The 24,409-nt window shown below is 48.9% G+C and carries 22 protein-coding genes; 18 read left to right on the forward strand and 4 right to left on the reverse strand.

All coding sequences use genetic code 11. From position 1 onward, the window contains the following. The 8 genes from arcA (at position 1) to cydC (ending at position 11,662) form a co-directional block, all read left to right on the forward strand. Positions 1 to 1,230, forward strand: a complete 1,230-nt coding sequence (gene arcA / locus KOG47_RS00615) for an arginine deiminase (RefSeq protein ID WP_196431869.1) — start codon at positions 1 to 3, stop codon at positions 1,228 to 1,230. A gap of 21 nt (positions 1,231 to 1,251) precedes the next feature. Continuing rightward, positions 1,252 to 2,280, forward strand: a complete 1,029-nt coding sequence (gene argF / locus KOG47_RS00620) for an ornithine carbamoyltransferase (RefSeq protein ID WP_196431358.1) — start codon at positions 1,252 to 1,254, stop codon at positions 2,278 to 2,280. Positions 2,281 to 2,332: 52 nt separating this feature from the next. Continuing rightward, the gene (gene arcD / locus KOG47_RS00625; RefSeq protein WP_012727520.1) at positions 2,333 to 3,808 is read left to right on the forward strand and encodes an arginine-ornithine antiporter; all 1,476 of its coding nucleotides are present in this window, start codon (positions 2,333 to 2,335) and stop codon (positions 3,806 to 3,808) included. Positions 3,809 to 3,822: 14 nt separating this feature from the next. Continuing rightward, positions 3,823 to 4,785 carry a carbamate kinase gene (gene arcC / locus KOG47_RS00630; protein ID WP_196431357.1) on the forward strand — a complete coding sequence of 321 codons (963 nt, stop codon included), beginning with the start codon at positions 3,823 to 3,825 and terminating at the stop codon, positions 4,783 to 4,785. Between the two features lie 202 nt (positions 4,786 to 4,987). Beyond that, positions 4,988 to 7,291, forward strand: a complete 2,304-nt coding sequence (locus KOG47_RS00635; RefSeq protein ID WP_230872848.1) for a glycoside hydrolase family 31 protein — start codon at positions 4,988 to 4,990, stop codon at positions 7,289 to 7,291. Between the two features lie 119 nt (positions 7,292 to 7,410). Then, the gene (locus KOG47_RS00640; RefSeq protein WP_196431355.1) at positions 7,411 to 8,100 is read left to right on the forward strand and encodes a Crp/Fnr family transcriptional regulator; all 690 of its coding nucleotides are present in this window, start codon (positions 7,411 to 7,413) and stop codon (positions 8,098 to 8,100) included. Between the two features lie 122 nt (positions 8,101 to 8,222). Next, positions 8,223 to 9,947, forward strand: a complete 1,725-nt coding sequence (cydD, locus tag KOG47_RS00645; RefSeq protein ID WP_196431354.1) for a thiol reductant ABC exporter subunit CydD — start codon at positions 8,223 to 8,225, stop codon at positions 9,945 to 9,947. Then, positions 9,944 to 11,662, forward strand: a complete 1,719-nt coding sequence (cydC, locus tag KOG47_RS00650) for a thiol reductant ABC exporter subunit CydC (protein WP_214690382.1) — start codon at positions 9,944 to 9,946, stop codon at positions 11,660 to 11,662. The genes cydD and cydC overlap by 4 nt, the downstream gene beginning before the upstream one ends. A gap of 253 nt (positions 11,663 to 11,915) precedes the next feature. Here cydC and KOG47_RS00655 read toward each other — a convergent pair whose 3' ends face one another. Both KOG47_RS00655 and KOG47_RS00660 read right to left on the reverse strand, forming a co-directional pair. Then, positions 11,916 to 12,440: a hypothetical protein gene (locus KOG47_RS00655; protein WP_159563058.1), complete on the reverse strand. Its 525-nt coding sequence runs from the start codon at positions 12,438 to 12,440 to the stop codon at positions 11,916 to 11,918. Between the two features lie 128 nt (positions 12,441 to 12,568). Then, a complete protein-coding gene (locus KOG47_RS00660) occupies positions 12,569 to 13,645 on the reverse strand; it encodes a diguanylate cyclase (protein ID WP_159563057.1) in 1,077 nt (358 codons plus the stop codon). 224 nt (positions 13,646 to 13,869) lie between these two features. On the opposite strand from KOG47_RS00660, the gene KOG47_RS00665 reads away from it, so the two are divergent. The 6 genes from KOG47_RS00665 to KOG47_RS00690 all read left to right on the forward strand — a co-directional run bounded on the left by KOG47_RS00665 (position 13,870) and on the right by KOG47_RS00690 (position 17,945). After that, positions 13,870 to 14,052: a hypothetical protein gene (locus KOG47_RS00665; RefSeq protein ID WP_031422036.1), complete on the forward strand. Its 183-nt coding sequence runs from the start codon at positions 13,870 to 13,872 to the stop codon at positions 14,050 to 14,052. A gap of 82 nt (positions 14,053 to 14,134) precedes the next feature. Then, complete coding sequence (msrA, locus tag KOG47_RS00670; protein ID WP_074035519.1) at positions 14,135 to 15,085, forward strand: peptide-methionine (S)-S-oxide reductase MsrA; 951 nt, start codon at positions 14,135 to 14,137, stop codon at positions 15,083 to 15,085. A gap of 13 nt (positions 15,086 to 15,098) precedes the next feature. Beyond that, positions 15,099 to 16,385 (forward strand): DUF2252 domain-containing protein, encoded by a 1,287-nt coding sequence (locus KOG47_RS00675; RefSeq protein ID WP_074035520.1) that lies wholly within the window; start codon positions 15,099 to 15,101, stop codon positions 16,383 to 16,385. 61 nt (positions 16,386 to 16,446) lie between these two features. Further along, positions 16,447 to 16,725, forward strand: coding sequence for a DUF5327 family protein (locus KOG47_RS00680; RefSeq protein WP_078147766.1), 279 nt, complete (start codon positions 16,447 to 16,449; stop codon positions 16,723 to 16,725). A gap of 108 nt (positions 16,726 to 16,833) precedes the next feature. Beyond that, complete coding sequence (locus KOG47_RS00685; protein ID WP_215243593.1) at positions 16,834 to 17,199, forward strand: rhodanese-like domain-containing protein; 366 nt, start codon at positions 16,834 to 16,836, stop codon at positions 17,197 to 17,199. Positions 17,200 to 17,312: 113 nt separating this feature from the next. Then, positions 17,313 to 17,945: an HAD family hydrolase gene (locus tag KOG47_RS00690; protein WP_031422042.1), complete on the forward strand. Its 633-nt coding sequence runs from the start codon at positions 17,313 to 17,315 to the stop codon at positions 17,943 to 17,945. 51 nt (positions 17,946 to 17,996) lie between these two features. On the opposite strand, the gene KOG47_RS00695 is transcribed toward KOG47_RS00690, so the two are convergent. Next, complete coding sequence (locus KOG47_RS00695; RefSeq protein ID WP_196431350.1) at positions 17,997 to 19,409, reverse strand: NAD-dependent succinate-semialdehyde dehydrogenase; 1,413 nt, start codon at positions 19,407 to 19,409, stop codon at positions 17,997 to 17,999. Between the two features lie 93 nt (positions 19,410 to 19,502). On the opposite strand from KOG47_RS00695, the gene KOG47_RS00700 reads away from it, so the two are divergent. Both KOG47_RS00700 and KOG47_RS00705 read left to right on the forward strand, forming a co-directional pair. Beyond that, positions 19,503 to 20,015 (forward strand): glycerol-3-phosphate acyltransferase, encoded by a 513-nt coding sequence (locus KOG47_RS00700; protein ID WP_159563054.1) that lies wholly within the window; start codon positions 19,503 to 19,505, stop codon positions 20,013 to 20,015. Further along, entirely contained in the window at positions 20,012 to 21,595 is a 1,584-nt protein-coding gene (locus tag KOG47_RS00705) for a GNAT family N-acetyltransferase (RefSeq protein ID WP_215243594.1), read from the forward strand. Before KOG47_RS00700 ends, KOG47_RS00705 begins: the two co-directional genes overlap by 4 nt. Here the strand turns inward: KOG47_RS00705 and KOG47_RS00710 are convergent. Continuing rightward, positions 21,534 to 23,171 carry an ABC1 kinase family protein gene (locus KOG47_RS00710; RefSeq protein ID WP_159563052.1) on the reverse strand — a complete coding sequence of 546 codons (1,638 nt, stop codon included), beginning with the start codon at positions 23,169 to 23,171 and terminating at the stop codon, positions 21,534 to 21,536. The genes KOG47_RS00705 and KOG47_RS00710 overlap by 62 nt on opposite strands. Positions 23,172 to 23,264: 93 nt before the next feature. Here KOG47_RS00710 and KOG47_RS00715 point away from each other — a divergent pair, with 93 nt between their 5' ends. Both KOG47_RS00715 and KOG47_RS00720 read left to right on the forward strand, forming a co-directional pair. Continuing rightward, entirely contained in the window at positions 23,265 to 23,870 is a 606-nt protein-coding gene (locus KOG47_RS00715) for a trimeric intracellular cation channel family protein (RefSeq protein WP_012727503.1), read from the forward strand. A 12-nt stretch (positions 23,871 to 23,882) separates the two neighbouring features. Beyond that, entirely contained in the window at positions 23,883 to 24,248 is a 366-nt protein-coding gene (locus KOG47_RS00720; RefSeq protein ID WP_074035530.1) for a DUF423 domain-containing protein, read from the forward strand. Positions 24,249 to 24,409: the final 161 nt, after the last annotated feature.

The raw sequence follows: 24,409 nt of genomic DNA on the forward strand, positions 1-24,409 counted from the left end.
CTGAAACATCCGATTCATGTGTATTCAGAAATTGGAGAATTAAAAACGGTATTACTGAAGCGACCGGGCCGGGAGTTAGAGAACCTTACTCCAGAATATTTAGAGCGCCTCTTGTTCGATGATATTCCCCATTTGCCGGTCATTCAAAAAGAGCACGATTATTTTGCGAGTGCGCTTCAAAATCGTGGTGTGGAAGTCCTTTACCTCGAAAAACTAATGGCCGAAACGTTATCACTCCCTGGTGTGCGCGAAAAGTTTGTCGCGGATATCTTATCGGAGTCCAAATCAAATATCAACGGTTCTTACGAAACATTAAAAGAGTATTTACTCGATTTTGATAACGAAATGTTGATTGAGACGGTGATGGCCGGTATCCGGAAATCGGAAATCAAGCCAGAAAAACGCCGACATCTGCATGAAATGATTGAAGATACGTACCCCTTCTTTTTGGATCCAATGCCAAACCTCTACTTTACACGAGACCCGGCCGCTGCAATCGGTCACGGACTCTCCATCAACCGCATGAAAGAACCGGCACGTCGCCGTGAATCGCTCTTCACGCAATACATTATGCGCTATCACCCACGCTTTGCGAAACATGATGTTCCCATCTGGTCGGACCGTGATTATCGGTTTGCGATGGAAGGGGGAGACGAACTCGTCTTGTCGAAAGAAGTCGTCGCCATCGGCATCTCGGAACGAACGACCGCGCAAGGCATCGAGCGTGTCGCCCTCAACCTACTCAAGCATGGAGACAGCTTCAAAAAAGTCATCGCCATCGAAATTCCAAAATCACGCGCCTTCATGCATCTTGATACCGTCTTCACGATGGTCGATCATGATAAATTTACCATCCATCCGTTCATTCAAGGACCGGAAGGGAAGATGAACATTTTCGAGCTCACGCTAAACACGGAAGGTGAACTTCAGATTGCTCAGCACTCGGATTTGTTGAAGGTGTTAAAAGATGTCCTCGGCTTACAAGAGGCGACGTTGATCCCTTGTGGCGGTGGGGATCCGATTGCGGCAGCCCGCGAACAGTGGAATGATGGATCGAACACGCTCGCCATCGCGCCGGGTGTCGTGGTCACGTATGACCGAAACTATGTCTCGAATGAGTTACTTCGTAAAGAAGGCGTCGAAGTAATCGAAATCATGTCGAGTGAACTATCGCGCGGCCGTGGGGGTCCACGTTGCATGAGCTGTCCGATTATCCGCCAAGACATCTAAATGTGATAAGGAGGAAGCAGTATGTCTACAACGTTCAATTTTGATTTGAAAGGTCGTCATTTTTTATCGCTAAACGAGTTTTCGGGTGAAGAAATCAACTACTTGATCGACTTGTCTGCTGCATTCAAACGTCAGAAAAAACAAGGTGTTCCACATCGGATTTGTGAAGGTAAAAACATTGCCTTACTCTTTGAAAAACCATCGACACGGACGCGTTGTGCGTTCACTGTCGCTGCCATCGATTTAGGGATGCACCCTGAATATTTAGGCAAGAATGATATTCAATTCGGGAAGAAGGAATCGGTACGTGATACCGCGATCGTTCTTGGACGCATGTTTGATGGCATTCAGTTCCGTGGCTTCGCTCATGAGACGGTCGAAGGTCTTGCAAAAGACGCCGGCGTACCGGTGTGGAACGGTTTGACCGACTTGTATCATCCAACCCAAATCTTGGCCGACTTTTTGACGGTAAAAGAGCAAAAAGGAGAACTTGCCGGAATTAAATTTGTGTACGTAGGTGACGGACGGAACAACATGGGAAACACGTTGTTGATCGGTGGTGCAAAAGTTGGGATGGATATGCGAATCTGTGCGCCGAAATCGCTCTGGCCATCTGACGAGATCGTGAACTATGCGAAGTCGGTCGCCGTTGAAACAGGGGCTGTGATCACCTTGACAGAGAGCATTGAGGAAGCGATGGACCAAGCCGACGTCGTTTACACCGATGTCTGGGTATCGATGGGCGAGGAAGCGGCGTTCGCAGAACGAATCGAACTGTTGCGACCGTATCAAGTGAACATGGACATGCTTCAAAAGAGTGGCAATCCGGACATCATGTTCTTACATTGCCTTCCGGCATTCCACGACTTAGAAACGGAGGTCGGGCGGGCGATTCATGAGCAATATGGGTTGACTGAAATGGAAGTGACCGACGAAGTATTCCGTAGCCGTCATTCGTTCGTATTTGATGAGGCAGAAAACCGGATGCATACCATCAAGGCGGTGATGGCAGCGACGCTCACGGAGACACGCGAATGGCTTGATCGTTGACGAGGAGGGGGTTTCCCCTCCTGCTTCAAAATAAGCGAAAGGGATGAGTAGAATGTCTACGAAGTTGGAGCATGACTCAGGTGGTTCGGCTGGAGTACATCCTGAAAAGAAAGATAAGCGGTTAGGTCTCGGAGCGTTGACGGCACTTGTCGTCGGGTCGATGATTGGCGGTGGCGCCTTTAACTTGGCTGCCGATTTGGCGCAAGGTGCGAATGCGGGTGCCATTCTTATTGGTTGGGTCATCACGGGAATCGGGATTATCGCGCTCGGTCTCAGTTTTCAAAATTTGACGATGCGTCGTCCAGATCTCGATGGTGGCGTATACAGCTATGCACGGGCAGGTTTTGGATCGTTCGTCGGATTTAACTCGGCATGGGGATATTGGTTGTCTGCCTGGCTTGGAAACGTGGCGTATGCCACACTGCTGTTCAGTTCGGTCGGTTATTTCTTCCCGATTTTTGAAGGGGGACAGAATATCGCGTCGATTATTGGCGCATCGATTATGCTTTGGCTCGTGCATACACTCATCTTACGTGGGGTACATGAGGCATCGATGATCAACATCGTCACGACGATTGCCAAGCTCGTCCCAATTTTTGCATTCATTACGATTACCTTGTTCTTCTTTAATCTCGAAAACTTCACCTTCGATTTTTGGGGACAAGGCGGCTTCTCATGGGGAAGTGTTCGTGACCAAGTCGTTTCGACGATGCTCGTGACACTTTGGGTCTTTATCGGTGTGGAAGGGGCCGTCGTGCTATCTGGCCGTGCTCGGAAACGTTCGGACGTCGGGAAAGCAACCGTTATTGGGCTACTTGGAACGCTCGTCATTTATTTGCTCATTTCTATCATGTCGCTCGGTCTCATGACTCCCGAAAATGTAGCGAACGCCTCGCAACCAGCGATGGCATATTTGCTCGAGTCGGCCGTCGGTCCGTGGGGTGCGATGCTCATCAACGGGGGACTCGTCATCTCTGTCCTTGGCGCATGGCTCGGTTGGACGCTGTTAGCGGCAGAAATCCCATTCGTTGCCGCCAAAGATGGAGTCTTCCCGAAATGGTTCACGAAAGAGAATCAAAATCAAGCTCCTGTCAATGCCCTTTGGCTAACGAATGGGTTGATTCAGCTCTTCCTCTTCACATTCTTGATTTCAGATGCCGCATATAACTTTGCCTTTTCTCTCGCTTCGAGTGCGATTTTGATCCCATACGTGTTCTCGGCCTTTTACCAAGTGAAAGTGGCGAAGAACGGAATCGGATACAGTTCCGGTGAACGAAAAACACGCGATTTAGCGATTGGATTGGTCGCTTCCGTTTATGGACTATGGCTCATATACGCCGCTGGAATCGATTATTTACTTCTCACTACACTTTTATATGCACCGGGAACCCTTCTCTACATGAAGGCACAACGTGAAAATGGCATCAAGTCACTCACTAAAACGGAATGGATGGTCGCCGGTGTGTTGACCGCACTGGCCATCTTCGCAGTCGTACGCATACTATCGGGTAATATCTCAGTCATTTGATCGGGGGTATGGATATGGAGAAAAAACGTGTGGTCATCGCCTTAGGCGGGAATGCGATTCAGCAAGGCAAAGATGCGACAGCCGAAGCACAAATACAGGCAGTTGAGGCAACGGCGGAATCTCTCGCTGCACTCATCGCTGAAGGAGTCGAGGTCATCATCACGCATGGTAACGGTCCGCAAGTTGGAAACCTGATGTTGCAACAAGCCGCATCAGACAGTCCAGCCACACCAGCGATGCCGCTTGATGTCTGTGGTGCGATGACGCAAGGGATGATTGGATACTGGTTTGAAAACGCATTGACCAAAGCACTGCGTGCACGTGGCCTTGAACAGCATGTGGCCTCGCTCGTGACACGAAGCATTGTCGATCCGAACGATAGTGCGTTTCATCATCCGACTAAGCCAATCGGTCCATTTTATACGGAAGACGAGGCACTTCATCTCGAACGGACGACGGGTTATGTCTTCAAAGAAGACGCAGGACGGGGATATCGTCGTGTCGTCCCGAGTCCGATCCCTATGAAAATCGCCGAACACACCGTCATTCGAACACTCGTTGAAGCTGGGCACATCGTTGTCGCTTCCGGTGGCGGTGGCATTCCGGTTATGGAGACAGCGGATGGATACGTCGGCATCGAGGCAGTGATTGATAAAGATTTCGCGGCTGCAAAACTGGCTGACCTCGTCAACGCAGATGTGTTACTCATTTTGACGGCTGTCGAACATGTGTATGTCAATTTTGGGCAGCCAGATGAGATGGCACTTCAAGAAACGTCGAAAGAACAGATGGAGACCTATATCGCTGAAGGGCAGTTTGCACCAGGTAGTATGTTGCCGAAAGTAAGAGCGGCGCTTCAGTTTGCCGAATCCGGTACGAACCGTGTCGCCATCATCACGTCGCTCGATCAGGCTTTAGCAGCCATTGACGGGGAAGCGGGCACACGTGTCCGCCTGGCTCCATCGCTCCAACAATAAGAATGTGTCGCAGACGTGAAGCGTTTGCGACTTTTTTTGTTTTCTGCCCGGATTCAAGGGGAAGGAATGTTGTATGCCAAAAATGAGATTGCTATCATATTCAGTGTAAACGTTTGCGCTAATTTCAGGAAGGAAGTGACGGAGAGCGGAATCGCTCGAGTGTATGCGCCTATTCGAAGAAAATCATGTATATGAGTCGTGGATGAGACCAAAAGCAAGGGAAGAGGCAATCGTGCAAGGAAGCTGTTATCGATTCACCGTTTTGACGAGTCAGTTGATTCGGATGGAATACGCGGAAGACGGAATTTTTGAAGACCGTGCCACCCAAGTGGCGTGGAATCGGGAATTTGACGTTCCACAATTCCGAGTGATTGAAGATGAGACAGAGCTCCAAATCATCACAGAACATGTTCATTTGTATTATACGAAAGGTCCGTTCGCACCGAACACGCTCTATGTGGACGTGAAAGGGAACTTTAGTACGTATTATAGCCGCTACATGTTCAACGGTCCGGAGCGGACACTGAAAGGGACGGCGCGGACGCTCGACCATGTGGACGGGGCGACGGAATTAGAAGAAGGGATCCTCTCCAAACAAGGGTATGCGATCATTGATGATTCATCCTCATTTTTGATGACGGATGATCGCTTCGTCGAGCCGAGACGAAAAGGAATTCATGACATTTACTACTTTGGATATGGCCATGACTATAAACAGGCACTTCGAGACTTTTACACGTTGACGGGTCCGACACCGATGCTTCCTCGTAAAGCGCTCGGGAACTGGTGGAGCCGGTACTGGCGATACGACGAAAAAGAGTATAAGACGTTAATGCGCCGTTTCAAGTCAGAAGATGTCCCGTTCTCGGTCAGTGTCATCGATATGGACTGGCACGTGACGGACATCCCCGAAGAGTACGGGAGTGGATGGACGGGCTATTCGTGGAACAAAAACTTGTTTCCCGAACCGAAACGTTTCCTCAACTGGTTAAAGGATGAGGGAATGATGGTAACGTTGAACCTGCATCCCGCGGACGGTGTCCGTGCGTTTGAAGATCAGTACGTGGCGATGGCCGAGGCTATGGGCGTCGATCCGGAATCGGGGGACCGAATCCCGTTCGATTTTTCGGACAAACGATTCATTCAAGCGTACTTCGAACAAATGCACCATCCACATGAGGCAGACGGCGTTGATTTTTGGTGGATCGACTGGCAACAAGGGTCGACCTCGAAGATGGAAGGACTCGACCCGTTATGGATGCTAAATCATTATCATGCCATTGATATCGCCCGTGACGGCAAACGCCCGCTCATTTTTTCTCGTTACGCCGGACCAGGGAGCCACCGTTACCCGGTCGGATTCTCAGGAGATACAATCATCTCGTGGGCATCGCTCGCCTTCCAGCCGTATTTTACAGCGACAGCGACAAACATCGGCTACGGGTGGTGGAGTCACGACATCGGAGGGCATCATCGCGGGGAAAAAGATGATGAACTCGCTGCGCGTTGGGTCGCATATGGGGTGTTCAGTCCAATCATGCGTCTCCACTCGACGTTCAGCACATTTAACGGGAAAGAGCCTTGGCGTTTCGGAATCGAAGCCGAACAGTCGATGAAGCGATTCTTACGCTTACGTCACGAACTCATCCCTTATCTATATACGATGAATTATCGTAACCATGCCGATGCGCTACCACTCGTGTTACCGATGTATATCGAACATCCCGATGACGAAGCGGCTTATCAGGTACCGAATCAATTTTATTTTGGCAGTGAACTCATTGTGTCCCCAATCATCACACCGATGGACCGGAAGCTCCACGTCGCCGGAACGAATGTCTGGCTACCAAAAGGAGAATGGTTCGATTTCTTCACAGGACATCGTTACGAAGGCGACAAGTCGATTCGTGTATTCCGCGGTCTTGATGAACAACCAGTCTTCGCCAAAGCGGGTGCCATCGTTCCGCTCATGCCACATAAACCGCATGAGAATGAGACGGGGAACCCGAGCGAGCTAGAAGTACTCGTCTTTCCAGGTGCCTCGAACACGTTCACGATGTATGAAGATGACGGAGAAAGCCGCGATTATGAGACGGGTGCCTCGCTTGAAACGACGTTCACGCTCGACTGGGAAGCGCGGACGCTTCTCATCGAGATGTCAGGAGACTTGACCCTCGTTCCAGCGAAGCGGACATTGACCATTTTGGTCCGAGGTGTTGTCGGGGAAGGAGACTACGACGCTGAGACGCAGACGCTACACATTCCAATCGGTGAATTGAAGCAAGAGCAGACGGTGGCGCTCCCTGCCAATGTGACGCAGAACGCTCATCGACTTGACCGTCTCTATCGATTCTTAGACCGAGCAGAAATCGCCTATGATTTGAAAGATCGGTTGTACCAGATGGCGACAACGAAGACACGTCTCGAAGCATGGCTGTTTGACCTCCATGCGTTAGAACTCGATCGAGATTTGCAAGACGCGTTATTAGAACTGATGTTGGACTAAAATAAGGGGGGAGACCCCCTTTTGTCATGTCAGAAAACTGTCGGATTTTGAAAGCGTTATCATTTCAAATCATTTTATACTTAAGGTAGGGGGATTTAACTAGAAATGAGGGAATACAGATGCGACACAAGTGGACGATTGATGATTTACGGCAGTTGACACTGTTTGCGAACTGTTCGAGTCGAGCGCTTGAACAGCTCGTCCCATACGTCTATTGCCGAACGTATCGAAAAGGACAACTCCTATTCATGGAAGGAGACCCGCGAGAGCGCGTGTATTTCTTAATGAATGGATACATCAGACTCGAACGGATGAACGAGCATGCGACGCATCAGTATGCGGACTATGTGAAACCCAAACAGTTCTTCCCGTACAACGGTTTATTCACGGAGGAAGACTACCGTCATACGGCTGAAGCGGTGACGGATATTGAAGTCATCTACATCCCGACCGAACGATTCGAGCGGTTTGTGTCCACACAGTCGAACATGCTGCTCTATATCATCGGACAGATGAATCGTATTTTAGATTTACATGAACGACGTGTCCAAGAAATTATTACCCCGAGCGCGAAAGAACGTGTACTCAATACCATCCATTTTTTGATTGAAGATTTAGGGGAGCCGGACGAGCAGGGGGTACGTGTCCGCTGTCCGTTCACGGCGATGGAACTATCTCGTCTATCCGGAACTTCCCGGGAGACGGTTTCTACGATTTTAGCGAAGCTTCGCAAAGAAGACGTGCTTCGAATGGACGCGCACCAACTTGTGATTGAGCATCCTGAATATTTTGATCAAGACTTCGATTGACGCCGCTCGGGAGAGGGCGTCTTTTACATGTCGGAACGAGCGGAGCGTTCGCTTCAAGACGTAGCATATTGTATAATTAGTGATGAATCTCACAAAGCAATCGGATTGTGAATAGAGAAAGGATGAATGCAGTGAAACGACTGCAAGCCCTTGCGTTCGCCGAGCGAGGTCACATCATTGGACTGGTATTGTCTGCGGTCATGATTGGACTATCGATTTTGGCGCAAGCGTATTTAATCGTCGACATTGTCGACCGAATCTTTTTAAAAGATGAATCATTTGAAGCCGTCATTCCGGCGTTACTTTGGCTCGTCGTCGCCCTATTGGCACGAGCACTTTTTGGATACGTCTCCGGGCGAATCGGGGCGAGTTTATCGGAAAAAGCGAAACGGGCGTTACGTCTGCAATTGCTAGATCGCTATGCCACGAGCCCGGTCGAGTCCTCTTTGACGGGACAATCTGGGAAGAAGGTCAGTGTGTTCATGGATGCTGTTGACGAGGTTGACGCCTACTTCAGTCAATATTGGCCACAAGTGATTCAAACCTCGATTATCCCGCTTCTGATTTTGGTTGTCGTCTTCAGCCAACATTGGATTTCAGGTGTCATCATGATGGTGACGGCACCGTTTATCCCTTTGTTCTTTATTATCATTGGGATTGCGACACAGAAAAAATCTGAGGAACAGATGGAGAAGATGAATCAATTTTCCGGAAAGTTTTTGGATGTCTTACAGGGTTTGACGACACTTAAACTCTACAACCGGACCGAACAGGAAGCGAAAGCGATTGAGAAGAGCAGTCTCGACTTTCGGGATGCGACGATGGTCGTCTTAAAGACGGCATTCTTATCTGGCCTTATGCTGGAATTCATTTCGATGCTCAGTACCGGTGTCGTGGCACTGGAAGTCGCGCTACAGATGGTCGTTTGGGAGAACTTGACGTTCTTCTCTGGCTTCTTGATTCTTGTGTTGGCGCCAGAGTATTACTTGGCCATCAAAGACCTGGGCAGCGCCTTTCATACGGGACGTGGCAGTATGGGCGCAGCAGACCGGATCTTTGACGTATTAGACGCTCCGGATGATCGCATTCAGTGGGGGACGAAGTCGCTTGGTTCACGGAAGCCGGATCTTGAGCTTGAAGAGGTATCGTTTGAGTACGCTGGTGGACGCTTTTCCCTTCAGCCATTGAGTGGTCGCATCTCGTCGGGCACCCACCTCGCGTTAGTTGGTGCGAGCGGTTCCGGGAAGACGACTGTCCTCAACGTGATTTCAGGACTTTTGCAGGTGAAATCAGGTCGTGTTCTCGTAGATGGTGAACCTTTGCATACGTATGACGAATCTACCTGGTATGGAAATATTGCATATATCTCTCAAAATCCGTATCTGTTCGCCGGGACACTCGCCGAAAACATTGCCTTAGGTGAGGTGGCTGACGAACATGCGTTACTCGAAGCAACCGAGGCAGCTGGACTATCCGAGGTGATTGACCAGTTGCCGAACGGGATCTGGACAGAACTCGGAGAAGGTGGATTTGGACTATCCGGTGGGGAACGGCAGCGCCTTGCACTCGCACGTGCTTTCTTTAAGCGACCTGGTATTTTATTGTTTGATGAACCGACGACCGGTCTCGATTTGAAAACAGAGCGGATTGTCAGACGCTCGATTGAAGAGCTGTCAAAAGGTGCAACGTTAATCACGGTTGCGCATCGTCTGCATACAATCAAAGAGGCAGACACGATTTGGTTCATGGATGATGGGAAGCGAATCGCAGAAGGGACGCATGAAGTGTTACTCGCTGTCCCAGAGTATGCGGAGTTGTTTGCACTTCAGAAAGGGGTGAGCCGATGAACTCGCTTTGGACGATTACAAAATGGATGATGCGCGAAAAGAAAGACATCCTCCTCTCCATCTTCTTTGGATATGCAGCAGGGATTGCGGCGGTCGCCCTCTTCGCGGCAAGTGGCTATCTCGTATCACGCGCCGGGCTCGTCCCGCCCCTGTATGCGTTGATGGTACCCGTCGTCTTGATTAAACTGTTCGGTGTCATCCGGGCAGGAAGCCGTTATCGGGAACGTCTCGCATCGCACCGAGCAACGTTTACGATTTTGAGTGAGTTGCGCGTCCGGTTCTATCGTCAGTTAGAGCCGCTCGTTCCGTCCATCTTTGCGAAATATCGGAGTGGGGATTTGCTCGCACGCGTCGTTGGGGACGTCGAGAGTCTTCAAAACTACTTTCTTCGCGTGTTTTATCCGCCAATCATTCTCGTACTCGTCTTTTTGAGCACCATCTTCTTTGTTACCTTTTACTCGTTTGCGGTCAGTCTATGGATCTTGTTTGGTGTACTCATCACGGGGTTCTTGATCCCGCTCGGCTTTGCACGAATCCGCGCCCGTCACGATGAGACGATTCGTGGATTGCGCGGAGATGTGTCGATTCAATTGACAGAGATGTTGTTCGGATACCGGGATTTAAAACTTCATCACCAACTCGATCGCACGAAACAAGCTGTCTATTCGTACAGTGAACGTTACATGGAGGCGGAGCGGAAAGACACAACGAATCAATTCTTTAATTCTGCGCTCGTCGTTGCCGCTTCCTTACTCGTCTCATGGGGCGTCTTGGCCATCGGTGCGTATCAGGTGGTAAATGGAGACCTGAACGGGTTGTTCTTGGCAATGCTGATCATGATGTCGCTCACAGCGTTTGAGAATACGACGCCGATGGCCGTGTTCCCCGGTCACTTTGCAGACAGTAAGCAAGCAGCAGATCGTTTGTTTGAAGTGACGGAGCCGAGTGAAACGATTGAGGAGCGTGAGGCGAAACGTCATGATGTGACGTTTACGGCCGCACCGTCTATTTCATTTGATCATATTCGCTATCGCTATCCAGACACGTATCGAGATGTGATAGATGAGGTAACGTTACACATACCGAGCGGTTCGAAGACGGTAATCGTCGGACCGAGCGGGTCAGGGAAGTCGACGTTACTTCAACTGGTAATGGCTTTCGTTCGGACGGAAGACGGCACGATTCGATTGGATGATTACAATATGAACGATGTCAAACAAACATCTATTTGGCAACATGCAAGTGTTGTCTTGCAAGACAATCATTTCTTTTACGGAACCGTACGGGAAAACCTGGCGTTAGCCGGTGACTTCACAGATGAAGCGATGAACGTAGCACTTGAGCGCGTCCGTTTGTCATTCTCGCTAGACGAACCGGTCCTGGAGAAAGGGGCAAACTTGTCAGGTGGAGAACGTCAGCGCCTCGCCATCGCACGGGCACTTCTTAAAAACGGACTTCTTTGGTTGCTTGATGAACCGACATCGGCACTCGATGCAGGAACAGAGGCCCATGTCTTTTCTGAATTGCTACAGCAAGCCGGAGGGGGCACACTCATTCTTGTCAGTCACCGTTTGACGGGTCTCGAAACGTTTGATCAGATTATCGTCATGGAAGCTGGACGGATCGTCGAGGTCGGTTCTTATGAGGAATTGATGACGAAACGTGGCATGTTCTATGAATTGAAACAAATCGAACAAGAAGTGTTCGCATCATGAAAAAGACGAGCAGCCCCGTCGGTGGGCTGCTCGTCTTGTTTATGGCAAATATGGGTGCAACAAATGGGGGTTGTCGCAATGCTTTCAAAAAGAGTGTCGTGGAGGGGAATCCACGTGACGTGATATGTTTGGGGAACGTGCACGCCAAGCTTTTGGGAAGCTACAACTAGAGTATAGTTGATAACGATTCTCATTGTCAATAAGAATAATAAAAAAATCCATACGTGCGAACACGCATGGATTGGGTCATGAATTAATTCGAGGCTACGCCTTTTTGAACCGTGAATCGAATCAAACTGAACAAGTATCTCGTGAAGAAGAGAGCGAACGCATAGAATAGCGCAATGAACGGTGACTGAAGATCAATCCCCGGGATGTTCATCAAGAACTCTAGAACGAGAATAGAGAGTAAGAATACGTAGAGAGCGGCATCTAAATAAAGTGGCATAAGACGACCGCGTTGATGCCAAAACGTGCGGATGAGTGGTGCCACGGTCATCCCGATAATCCGTTCCGCAAAGCCGATACTGAGAACGGCGATGATGAATGCTGGGATCGTGTTAAAGGTCACCAAATCCGAGAATACGAAACCTGAAATCAATAAGAGAGGACCGATGATAATCATCATCGAAAGTGAGGTCCGGAAGAAAATCCACATGTTTTTCTGAATCGAACGAATCCCACCGATTGCCGATTGTTGAAGTGTCTTTCCACGTCTATAATCAATCGCGAACGAGCCGATAAACATAATTCCAAATAAAGATAACAAAACTGACATGAACGATGTTTCCCCTTTTCTGAATAAATCATGATGTATCGATCTGAATCAAAGTCTAGCCTAGTTTAACGATTCATTTCGAGAAAGTAAAGCGAGAAAACGCGCTCAAGTGTGAGGAGTTTGACACATTAAGAGGCGAGGATGAAACGATTCCGACCGGACTCTTTTGCGTGATATAACGCTTCATCTGCATGTTTTAACACACTGTCGATTTCAATATCATTCGAATGGCAAGCTCCAAGCGAAACAGTGATGTGGAGCGTACCGGCACTCGTCTCGAACGGGAACGTTGAAACCTTTTCTCGAATAGATTCAGCAAGCTGCGATACTTCTTCTCGATTAGCATGGGGCATGACGATTAAAAATTCTTCGCCGCCGAAGCGACCGACTAAATGGCGCTCATTGCTCTCATTCACGAGGAGCATGCCGAGCTCGCGCAAAACATCATCTCCGACGTCGTGACCGTATGTGTCATTCACCCGTTTGAAATGATCGATGTCGACCAAAATCAATGCGTATTCTTCTGCCTCGACCGTCAAGTTGGCCATGGCTTCGTTCAAGAGACGCCGATTGGCAATCCCGGTGAGCGCATCTGTCCGCGCCAGTTGCTGTTGATGTTGGACGTTCTCGAAGTGACGGCGTAGTTCGAGCAGTAATCGATAGGCGGCGCACGCTCCCCCGTAAGACATTAACGTATAGACGATTAAGACGGGATAGAACAAATTTAGTGGAAGCGCGGTATAAATCGCTGCCCCAAAAATGGCAATACTGATTGTAGTGAATACGAGCAAAGTGGGCCGAGTATTATCCATGCGTTTCCGTAAAAGACCTGTTAAGACAATTAACGTAACTATTGTGGCGATGGCTAGATAGAGACCGAGCATGGTACCGTCTGTAAAGAACAGAACTAGGGAACGACCGATTAATAATATGATACCTGCGACAGCACCACTCACCCATCCCCCGAATAGAACGGCAAGCAAAACGGGAATATTACGTAAGTCGATGAGTATCCCCTCGAGCGGTAAGGCATTTACTAAAAGGAGGATGGCAATCAATCCGGTCTGTACCCCAAGTAAAATCCTTCCTTTGAGAGGAGACTGTGGCGTCAGACGAGGGCGGTTTCGAAACGGTAAAAAGGAAATCGTGAAGAGCGTGAACAAGATACACAGGTTGATAAAGAACGCATTTATGATTGTGAGCATCGGAGCTCCCCCTTATCCCGTATGGAAATATTTAGTTACAGTATATAGCATCTAGTTGGAAACAAACAGGAATAACCTGCTTGCGGAAAGAAACTCTCTTGAATGATTATTCAAGCAAATCGTTTTGGAATCCTTTTGGATTTGTTCAGGTTCTCCTCATCTTTTAGAACTTTCGTTATGGAAAATCGAAAGTTTGGTATGATAAGAGAAAAGGAGGACTGTCCGTGCGTTACTGGGATCATTTTAAACGAGCGTTTATTCCGATTGCGCTCATTTTGATTGGATTAGCGATCTTTTATACTTTATCGGCTCGAGATAATATGGTGTTGACGCTATTAGGGGCTGCGATTGTTGGAGTCATCTTATTTTTGGTGATGCGTCATGTGAATCAGGTGGAAGAGGACTAAAGCGAGAACACATTTTGTGGTTCTCGTTTTTTGTTGTCTTGCCACATTTTTGGGTACACTACAAAGTAAGGAGGGATTTATCATGGCAAAAGCTACATTTGCGGGAGGCTGTTTCTGGTGCATGGTCAAACCGTTTCATAAATATGAGGGAGTGGAGCGTGTCATTTCTGGATATACAGGAGGACATGTCGACAACCCGACGTATCAACAAGTCTGTTCGGAGACGACAGGACATTTAGAGGCGGTTGAAATCACATTTGATCCAGAAGTCATTTCGTATGAGGAGTTGTTACGCATCTATTGGCGTCAAATCGATCCAACAGATGGCGGAGGGCAGTTCAATGACCGCGGTGAATCCTATCGTCCAGCCATCTTCTATCATTCAGAAGAGCAACGGGCTGCAGCAGAGCGTTCGAAACAGGAAGTGGAAGATTCGGGTCGGTTCGATCGCTCGATTGAAGTCGATATCCGTCCTGCGAAAACGTTCTGGGAAGCGGAAGACTATCATCAAGACTACTATAAAAAAAATCCGTTCCGTTATGAGATGTACCGTGTCGGTTCAGGGCGCGCGAAGTTCATCAAAGAGGCGTGGAGTGATCGCAAACAACAACAAGCACTTCGTGAACGCTTGACACCGATGCAGTATAAAGTGACTCAAGAAAACGGGACAGAGCCACCGTTCCAAAATGAATATTGGGATGAAGAGCGGGAGGGGTTGTACGTCGATATCGTCGACGGGACACCACTCTTCACATCTCACGATAAGTTTCAGTCGAATTGCGGATGGCCGAGCTTCTCACGCCCAATCGAGGAGAAGCGAGTCGATTTGAACATGGACACGACGCACCACATGGTACGGACAGAAGTCCGTTCAAAACAAGGGGACAGTCACCTTGGTCACGTGTTTGATGACGGTCCGAAAGAGCTTGGCGGCTTACGCTATTGCATTAACTCGGCCGCTCTCCGATTCGTTCCTGTAGAAGAGCTTGAAGAGGCCGGGTACGGGGAATATAAACACTTATTCAACAAGTGAAGGGGAGAGCCGTATGTTCACAGCCGTCAAACAACAAATTCGATGCGAGACGATCGGGACCGTCCTTGATTTTTACGACCAGTCGATTCGACAGCTTTCGGAAGAGGCGAGACAAGAAAAATATGCGAAGATGAGTTCGAGCCCGTTCTCGTTCTTTCGGGGTAGCTCACACTTGTTCTACTACGACTTTGCGAAAGTGCCAATCGCGTTTGACACAGGTCCCGATCATCCGACGTTCATTCAAGGAGACTTACACTTTGAAAATTTCGGTGTGTTCGAAGACGGGGCCGGTACCATCATCTATGACGTGAACGACTTTGATGAGGCGTATATCGGTTCATACCTGTTTGATTTGTTGCGGATGGCGGTCTCTGTCGATTTATTCGCCGCCGAGTCCGGGTTCGATGGCAAAGCAGCCATTCAAGCGTTTGCTGAGTCCTATGCCAAAGCCATTGAAAAACATGCGCTTGGACGAAGTGAGCATATTCAATTCACGAAAGAGAACACGTGTAAAGCGGTCAAAAAAGTTATTAAAAAAGCGGAGAAGAAGAAAGATGAATTCATGTCCGAACGGACGGAGGTAAGAGACGAGGAACGTTATTTTTCAACGAGTGACGACTTGCTTCCCATCTCCTCGGAAGTACGGGAGAAAATTGAAGCGGCATGGGGCGATTATCTGTCTTCTTTGTCAAATCAACACCGACATCATGCCGATCACTATGAAATCAAAGATATCGCCATCAAACTTCAAAGCGGAACGGCTTCTATCGGATTAGAACGCTACTATATTTTGATTGAAGGTGCCGATGAAGAGCATGATGAAGATGTCATTTTAGAGATGAAACAAGCACAATCTGCCGTCCCGTCTCTCTTTCTTCCGACACATCCGCTGTTTGAAAACGGATTGTCGCATCAAGGCGCTCGTGTCGTCGCTGCGCAACGGGCAATGGTCCACAGTCGTGACCCGTATCTCGGCTATTTGACGATTGACGACAAAGAATATTATGTGAGGCAACGTTCTCCGTATAAGCGAAAAGTGAAAGCGAAACATATGAAAGATGAGACGTCGCTCATTGAGACGTTGAAGGTGCAAGCGCAAATCACGGCGAAGATTCATGCACGGGCCGATGCGACCTCCAATGTGCTCGATTATACGGCAAGCGAACGAATCGCGGCGGCAATCGGTGACTCTCCGTCCCTGTTTATTCGACAGTTATCGAGATGGGCTGATTTTTATGCAAATCAAGTTCGTTTTGATTATGACGCCTTTTTAAACTGGGTCGAGTCAAGGAATCGTTAAGGAACTTGCGAATTGAGGATGAAATCCTGCACAATGGAAGCGTAAAGGATGTGTACGGACTATGATTACAGAACAACAAGTCATCGCCCAAATGCGTCAGGTGATGACACAGATTGAGTCGTCAACCGGCGAAGCGCAAAAGCGTCATTTGGCAAAGTTAATGGGTTTTTGTGAACTCTTGTTAGCGGAGACGTCTGAAGCAAAAAGCGTTGGGGCATCACAGTCCCCGACCGTGACAAGTGAAACGAAACCTCCGCTTGATCGTCAGATGGCCGCTTTTCTCGGGATTCCCATGGAAGAAGACGAACAACCTAAATCCGATTCATTGCTCGATTTTTGAACCACATGTGATGCACATGTGGTTTTTTTGTGGATTCATTTTCATTGACTTAAATACCATAGGGGGTATAATGGGTACAAGAAACGAAATGCAAATGGAGGCGTGAATATGTTGGACTTTCTTTTTGTGGCAGTCGTCATTGGACTTGTGTATTTCTGGTGGAGTCGTCGAAACAATATAAAAACAGTCTCGACGGATGATTTAAAACGAAGAATCGCAGAAGAACGGAACATTCAATTGTTGGACGTACGTGAGCCGCATGAATACCGTGGGGGACATATCAAGCAAGCGAAAAATGTACCTTTATCCGGATTCGGTAATGCTCAAGCGAAATATCCGAAAGAAAAAGAGCGTCCAGTCTATGTTATCTGTCAGAGCGGGATGCGTAGCCAACGCGCGGCAGCGATGCTGAAGAGTGCCGGATATACCGACGTTTATTCTGTAAAGGGTGGAATGAACTTCTGGCGTGGATAATAGATGCGACTGGACGAATCGGTTCAGTCGTTTTTTGTCACCACGTTTTCTCTTTTGCATTTTCGGGGATTCTGCTACGGTAGGGAGAGAGTGAAAGAGAGGAGATCAATCCAATGGCAGTAATTTTATTTGATATCGATGGCACGTTAGTAGATACGACCGGACCGATGACGAAGGCGATTCATGAGGCACTCGAGGAGCTTCCTCATCTTCCGAAACCGAGTGAAGAGGCGGTCCGTTCAGGATACGGCTTGGCAGGTAACGCGTTTTGGGAGCATGTCATCCCAGAAGCGACGCTTGAGGAGATTCGTCTCATTCGCAGACTCCGTCATACGACGCTTGAGCAAACGATGGAAGGACAAAATGTCTTATTTGACGGAATTCGTGAGATGTTGGAGACACTTCACGAGCAAGGTCATACGCTGACGACAGCGAGTAACTGCGGTGTTCATTATATGAATTTGATTTTAGATACGCAACAGATTCGTCCATATATGACGGCACCCGAATGTTTAGAATCTGTTGGGGGCGAGAAGAAGGCAGACATTCTGACAGCGCACCGTGTCCGGCACGGAGAGGCGGACTATATTATGGTCGGTGATCGTAAATCGGATGTCGAGGCGGCTCGCGCTCATGACTTCCCCGTCGTCTTGACAGGATTCGGGTTCGGTAATGAAGAAGAGTGGGCACTTGCAGATCACGTGATTCAATCTCCACACGATTTAGTCGAGTGGGTCAACCGATAAGAAAAGGCTTGTCGCATATCAATGTCGACAAGCCTTTTTGTATACCTATACTCACAATCCGAGAGAGATGTATTTTACTTCTAAAAATTCCTCAATACCGTGATGACCGCCTTCACGACCGAGTCCGCTCTCTTTCCAACCACCGAAAGGCGCTTGCGGCGTTGACGGAAGTCCGTCATTCACACCGACAATCCCATACTCTAACGATTCAGCTAAATAGACCGCTTCATTGATGTCTTGCGTGAACAAGTAAGCGGCTAAGCCGAACGGCGTGTTGTTCGCCCGTTTGATGACTTCATCGAGCGAATCGAACGTTGCAATCGGTGCGACGGGTCCGAACGTTTCTTCGTTCATGCAGAGCATGTCTTCATTCGCATAACGGATGACAGCAGGACGGATGAATAAGCCGTCTAGCACCTCGCCACCGTATACTTCACCGCCACGAATCTGCGCGTCCTCGATATGCTTTTCGACTTTGCTGAGCGCATCGTCATCGATGAGCGGACCGATGTCGACACCTTCCTCTAGTCCGTTCCCGACTTTCAACGCTTCGACCTCTTTAATGAAACGCTCCGAGAATTCATCGACGACGGCGCGTTCGACATAAATTCGGTTCGCACAGACACACGTCTGTCCACCGTTTCGGAATTTCGTGGCGACCGCTTGCGGAACAGCCTTATCTAAATCCGCTTTAGCTGTGACGATGAGCGGGGCGTGCCCACCCAGTTCAAGCGAAATCTTTTTCATCGTGTCCGCAGCATCACGCATGAGCATTTTCCCGACTTCCGTGGATCCTGTGAACGTCAACTTTCGGACACGTTTATCTTGTTGCCACGCTTTGACGATATCTGACGCTTGTCCTGTGACAAGGTTGATGACCCCTTTTGGGAATCCGGCCTTCTCCGCTAATTTCACCAATTCGATGGCGGTCAACGGGGTCGCCGATGCTGGTTTCATGACGACCGTACAGCCCGCAGCGAGCGCTGGAGCAACTTTCCGTGTGATCATGGCAGCCGGGAAGTTCCAAGGTGTGATGGCTGCGATGACGCCGACCGGTTGTTTGATGGCAAAGATTCGTTTTTGGTTCGATGAAGCAGGAATCGTCTCACCGTATACACGACGCCCTTCTGCCGCATACCAGTCGATGAATCCATTTGCATAGTTGATTTCGCCGATCGCTTCTTTGAGCGGTTTTCCTTGTTCCTCGACCATCGTTCGGGCAAGCTCTTCCGTATGTTCTGCAATCAAACGATGCCATTCAGTAAGTAGCTCCCCTCGTTCTTCTGCTGTTTTTTGTTGCCATTCTTCTAACGCCTCATGCGCAGCGTCGACGGCTTGTGTCGCTTCTTGTGTATCACTTTTTGTCACGACGGCCATCACATTGCCTGTGGCTGGATTTCGTACCTCGATCGTTTGTCCCGTTTCTGTCCATTCCCCATTAATGAAGTTTTTCTCTTCTCGCATCTTGATTTCCCCTTTCCAAAAAGTGCACAGTTAATTAGAGGATACCCGTTTTTCTGAAACGCACACAAATTTACAAAAAAAAGAGGGGATACTATGTGGATCATCGTCATTGGCTATTTAGTCGGAAGTCTGCTCGGGGGCAGACTGTATGGGGTGCTAAGTGGACATGATTTAGCGACAACTGGTTCGAAGAATACCGGTGCACGCAATGCGCATCGCATCGGTGGAGTAAAGGCGTTTCTAATCGTCTATGGATTCGACGTGCTCAAGACGATTCTCGTCCTACAGATGAGCGGACCATATTTTTGGCAGACGGCGTTCGCGCTCACGCTCGGGCATATTTATCCATTTTGGCGAATCCGTGCGGGAGGGAAGGGATATGCCGTTTTTTCTGGAATCATATGGGCATATGAGCCGTGGTGGTTTATTGGGGGTCTTGTTATCTTGTTACTCTTAATCAAATTAACGGGGAACTCTCGCGAGACGGGATTAGTCATGCTTACGTTATTACCGTTGGCAGCTTTCGGAAGTCTCGAAGATGTCATCTGGGCCATACTCATCGCTATCGTGATTACGTATCATCATGTGAAGGAGGAAAGAACATGATTGTGTATCGAAAAGCCGAAATATCAGATTTTGAAGCGATACATCGGTTAAATTACGAAACATTCGTTGAAGAGATTCCACAACATCCACCAAATCCGGAAAGGCGACTTGTCGACCGATTTCACGAAGAAAATACATATTGGATTGGAGAAGTGGATGGGGAAGTGGTCGCCATGTGTGCGTTACGTGGCAAACGGCCGTTTTCGTTGGAACAAAAAGGAGTACGCATTCCTGATGGGAATTGGCTTGAGATTCGCCTCCTCGCTGTGACTAAACCTTATCGACGCAATCGGACGTTCGCTGGATTGATGCGCGCGGTCATCGACGATGCGACAGAGCGTGATGTCGATGGTATTGTCATCAGTGGAACGACACGTGAACAAGTGCTCTATCATCGATTCGGGTTTGTGCCGTTCGCGGATCCGATTGGTCCTGACGAAGCGAGATATATTCCGATGATGTTGACGCGTTCGGCTTTTTATGAATCCAAATCAGCATCGATCCTACGTCCAAAAAGTTTACTAGCAGGACCCGTTGAATGTTCGGACCGTGTAAGAGAACGACTCTCGATGCAGCCGCGCCCACATCGTTCAAACGAAACGGGACGAGTGCTTGAAGCGGTACAACGAAAACTGGCGGAACGAATCGGACTCCCTCATGTCTATACGCTCCTTGGAAGCGGGACCGTCGCTAACGATGCGGTCGCGGCTCGATTGGACGGACACGGCCTCATTTTCAATGCGGGTGAATTTGGAGAACGCTTGATTGACCATGCCCGGCGTGTCGGTCTGTCTTTTGACGTGGTCGCAGTGGACCAAGAGGGACAATGGGATATTTCGCAACTTGAGCGCATTGCACCAGACTGGGTATGGACGGTTCATTGCGAGACATCGTTAGGGATTTTAATCAACCTTGCCCCGCTTCATACATGGCAAGGCGTTGTCGCCATTGATGCGATCAGTGCCGTCGGAACCTTCGTCTATGACTATTCGTTTGCGGACTACGTGACCTTCTCTTCAGGAAAGGCGTTACGGAACGCCCCGGGTCTCGCGTTCGTGGCAATGAAGCATCCAGCGATTGCGACACCACATACAGCGCGCTATTTGGATCTATCCCTCTATCAACCGATTGCCTTCACACAATCGGAACCGCTTCTCTCAGCGATGGCGATCGCGCTGGATGAGTTGAAAGAAGATGAAGTCGTTTCACATTCTGTAAAGATGAATACGTTGCTTAATGCCTTACAAGAGAACGGTTTATCGGTCGATGTGTGTCCCGCCCAATCACCTGGCATCATCACGATTCCAGTTCCGTGCGAGCTATCCTCGGTCGAGCTCGGGCGCCAACTGTCCTATCAAGGCTATCTCGTCCAGTATGAGAGTGACTACTTAAAGCAGGCGAACGTCATTCAAGTATCGACCATGGGTTGGACGACACCTCGCATGATGCGTGACGTCGGTGCTTATATCGCACAATGGATTCAACAAAAAACCGCCACTGCTGAGAGTGACGGTTCGCTTATACTCGAAAGTCTTGGCGTGCCAAATGACGAATCTTTCGTCCGAGGCGTCTCCAATTGAAATAAGCTAAAACGGAGACGACGCCACCTGACCAGAAGAGCCATTCATCCGGTCGAATATAGCCGAGTAGGCCGACGAGCAAACCGAGCAAGATGACGATGGCATTGAACGTCTGACGGTGCAAGAGTTCCTTGGATTCAAGGTTTCGTTGGAACATCGCTTGCTCCGACAGACGTTTTCGTGTCGGTTCTTTTAAGTAATTATCCAGAAGTGGAGGAACGTTTAGCAGTTTCTTCGCGTAGTTGATTCCGGTCTTCACGTAACGATTTTGAAGCGTTGTCCCGTCTTCCTCGAGCCATTCGATGACAATCGGTTTACCGAGTGTGAACAGATCGATTTTCGGATCGAGGATTTGCAGAATCCCGAGCAAGGTCGAGGCGGCCCGACCGAAGAAGGCAAATTCTGCCGGGAGCTGAATCGGTTCGTTTTTGACAAGCAATTGAATGTCCTGTAACACCTTCTCAATCAATTTCGTATCGACGGTATCGATGTCCGTTTCTAGGTAGAAAGTGACCGCTTTCTCTAGTGCTTGGCGAATGTTTTGTTTGTTTGCCGTCGGTAAGAGGAAGCGCAAGTCTTCTAATCCATCGACGATGCTATCATAGTCGAGCGAGATGAACGCCTGTAAGATATTCCGAATCGTGGCCATGTCTTGCGCCGTTGTCTGTCCGACCATACCGAAATCGAGTAAGATGATGGTGCCATCGGCTCGAATTTGGACGTTTCCGGGGTGTGGATCGGCATGGAACTGCCCACCAAACAATAGCTGTTCGGCAGCGAGTGTGAAGAGTCGTTCAGCTAGGGCGGAACGGTCGATTCCATTTTCTTTTAAAAAGGCGAGGTCGGTGATTCGGCGTGCGTCGACCCAGTCCATCGTCAAGACGCGGTTCGTACAGAGATGTTCGTGATAGTCCGGGATGTAAACGTCTCGGTTATCGGCGTATTTGGCTTTAAAATACAGGGCGTTTTTTAATTCAGTTTGGAAATTTAGTTCATCCCCGATGACAAAAATCATTTGGCGATATAAGCTATCTAAGTCGGTTGATTTAGCGAGGGATGTCCGCTTTAACATCGATGTGACAATCCGCATCGCACGGAAGTCGGTTCGGATGATTTTTTCGATATTCGGACGCTGGATTTTGATGGCGACCCGTTTGCCGTTTTCAAGAAGCGTGGCACCATATACTTCTCCGATGGAAGCCGAGGCGACGGCGTCGATGCCGACGTCTTTGACGACTTGGGTATATGGGACGCCCCATTCTGCCTCTAGAATCGCGCGCGACTTCTCCCAACCAGACGTCGGGACACGGTCGACGAGCTCTGACAGCTCGTTCAAGACGGCGGGTGGTAGCAAGTCTGCACGAATTGATAAGAATTGTCCGAGTTTGATTAACAAGCCCTCGAGTCGTAGCGCGTTACGCTTATACTCACGCGCGAGCTTGAGCATCAGTGCTTCATATTCTTCTGTCGTGGCGACACCTTGTTGTTGTTTGCGTGAAAAGGCGTACAGCCGAATGATGAATCGGGCGAACATGGTGACGATAATCCATATGCGGAACAAAGCGATACGTTTCATTGTAATACCGACATCCTTTACGACAGTCGCACGACTGACCTGAATTTTTGTAACTATACTTTACCATACAATGCGTTGAAGAAAGGGCAAGGGATGTTCATGGAGTGGGAATTGCTCAACGTCGTCGGAACGATTGCGTTCGCGGCGAGCGGAGCCATCATTGCGATGGATGAAAAATACGATATTTTTGGGGTTTGGTTACTGGCGTTTATCACCGCCTTCGGAGGCGGCGCGATCCGAAACGTCCTGTTAGGAAACCCCGTCAGTTTAATTTGGCAACAGAATGATTTATTTATTTTATGTTTTCTGGTCGCACTCCTCATCTTCCTGCTCCCGAGTGTCGTATTGCCACATTGGGAACGCTGGGGTGTCATTGTCGACGCCATTGGTCTCGTCGCTTTTGCCTTTCAAGGGGCGCAGGTCGCAATCAAGCTTGATTTACCTTTATCTGCTGCGATTGCGGCGGCTGTCTTGACTGGCGTTGGCGGAGGTGTGGTCCGGGACTTATTGGCAGGACGTAAGCCTCTCGTCTTACAATCTGAGGTGTATGCGATTTGGGCGATTCTCATTGCGGTCATTACGTATTACTTCAAACTCGAAGGCGGTCTTGCTGTGTACGCGCTTTTAATTGTCGTCGCGACACTTCGAGTGATATCCTACTATCGGAAGTGGAATTTACCAGCACGAAAAGTCAGATAAGGGGGAACGGAAATGAAGATCTTATTAATGATCGGTGCCGGATTGATGGCACTCGGTGTGGCACTTGGTGCATTCGGCGCCCATGCGCTAAAAGAGAGATTGGCGCCAAACATGTTGGCAAACTGGCAGACAGGTGTGCTCTACCATATGGTGCACGCGCTTGGAATCATTGGGATTGCAGCGCTCCTCATGCGCGTGAGCATCAGCCAGTTCAACGTGGCCGGTTGGCTCATGTTTGCGGGGATCGTCTTCTTCTCAGGAAGCTTGTACGTCATGGCATTGACGGGAATTACAAAACTCGGAGCCGTGACACCGATTGGCGGCGTGTTATTCATCGCTGCCTGGATCTTTGTCATCGTCGGTGCGATGAAACTATAACTTGAGAATCCATTTATTCGATATCCATGCTTTTGCTCATGTTCACATGCAGCGACGGCATGGATTTTTTTGATGAGTCATCCTATTAATTGGAAAAGGGATATGCAGTTCCATGCGCTTATTATTTTAAAATAGGGTAAATCGTTCTCTATTTACATAAA

This window comes from Exiguobacterium sp. s121, assembly GCF_018617245.1.
GTDB classification, from domain to species: Bacteria; Bacillota; Bacilli; order Exiguobacteriales; family Exiguobacteriaceae; genus Exiguobacterium; species Exiguobacterium profundum.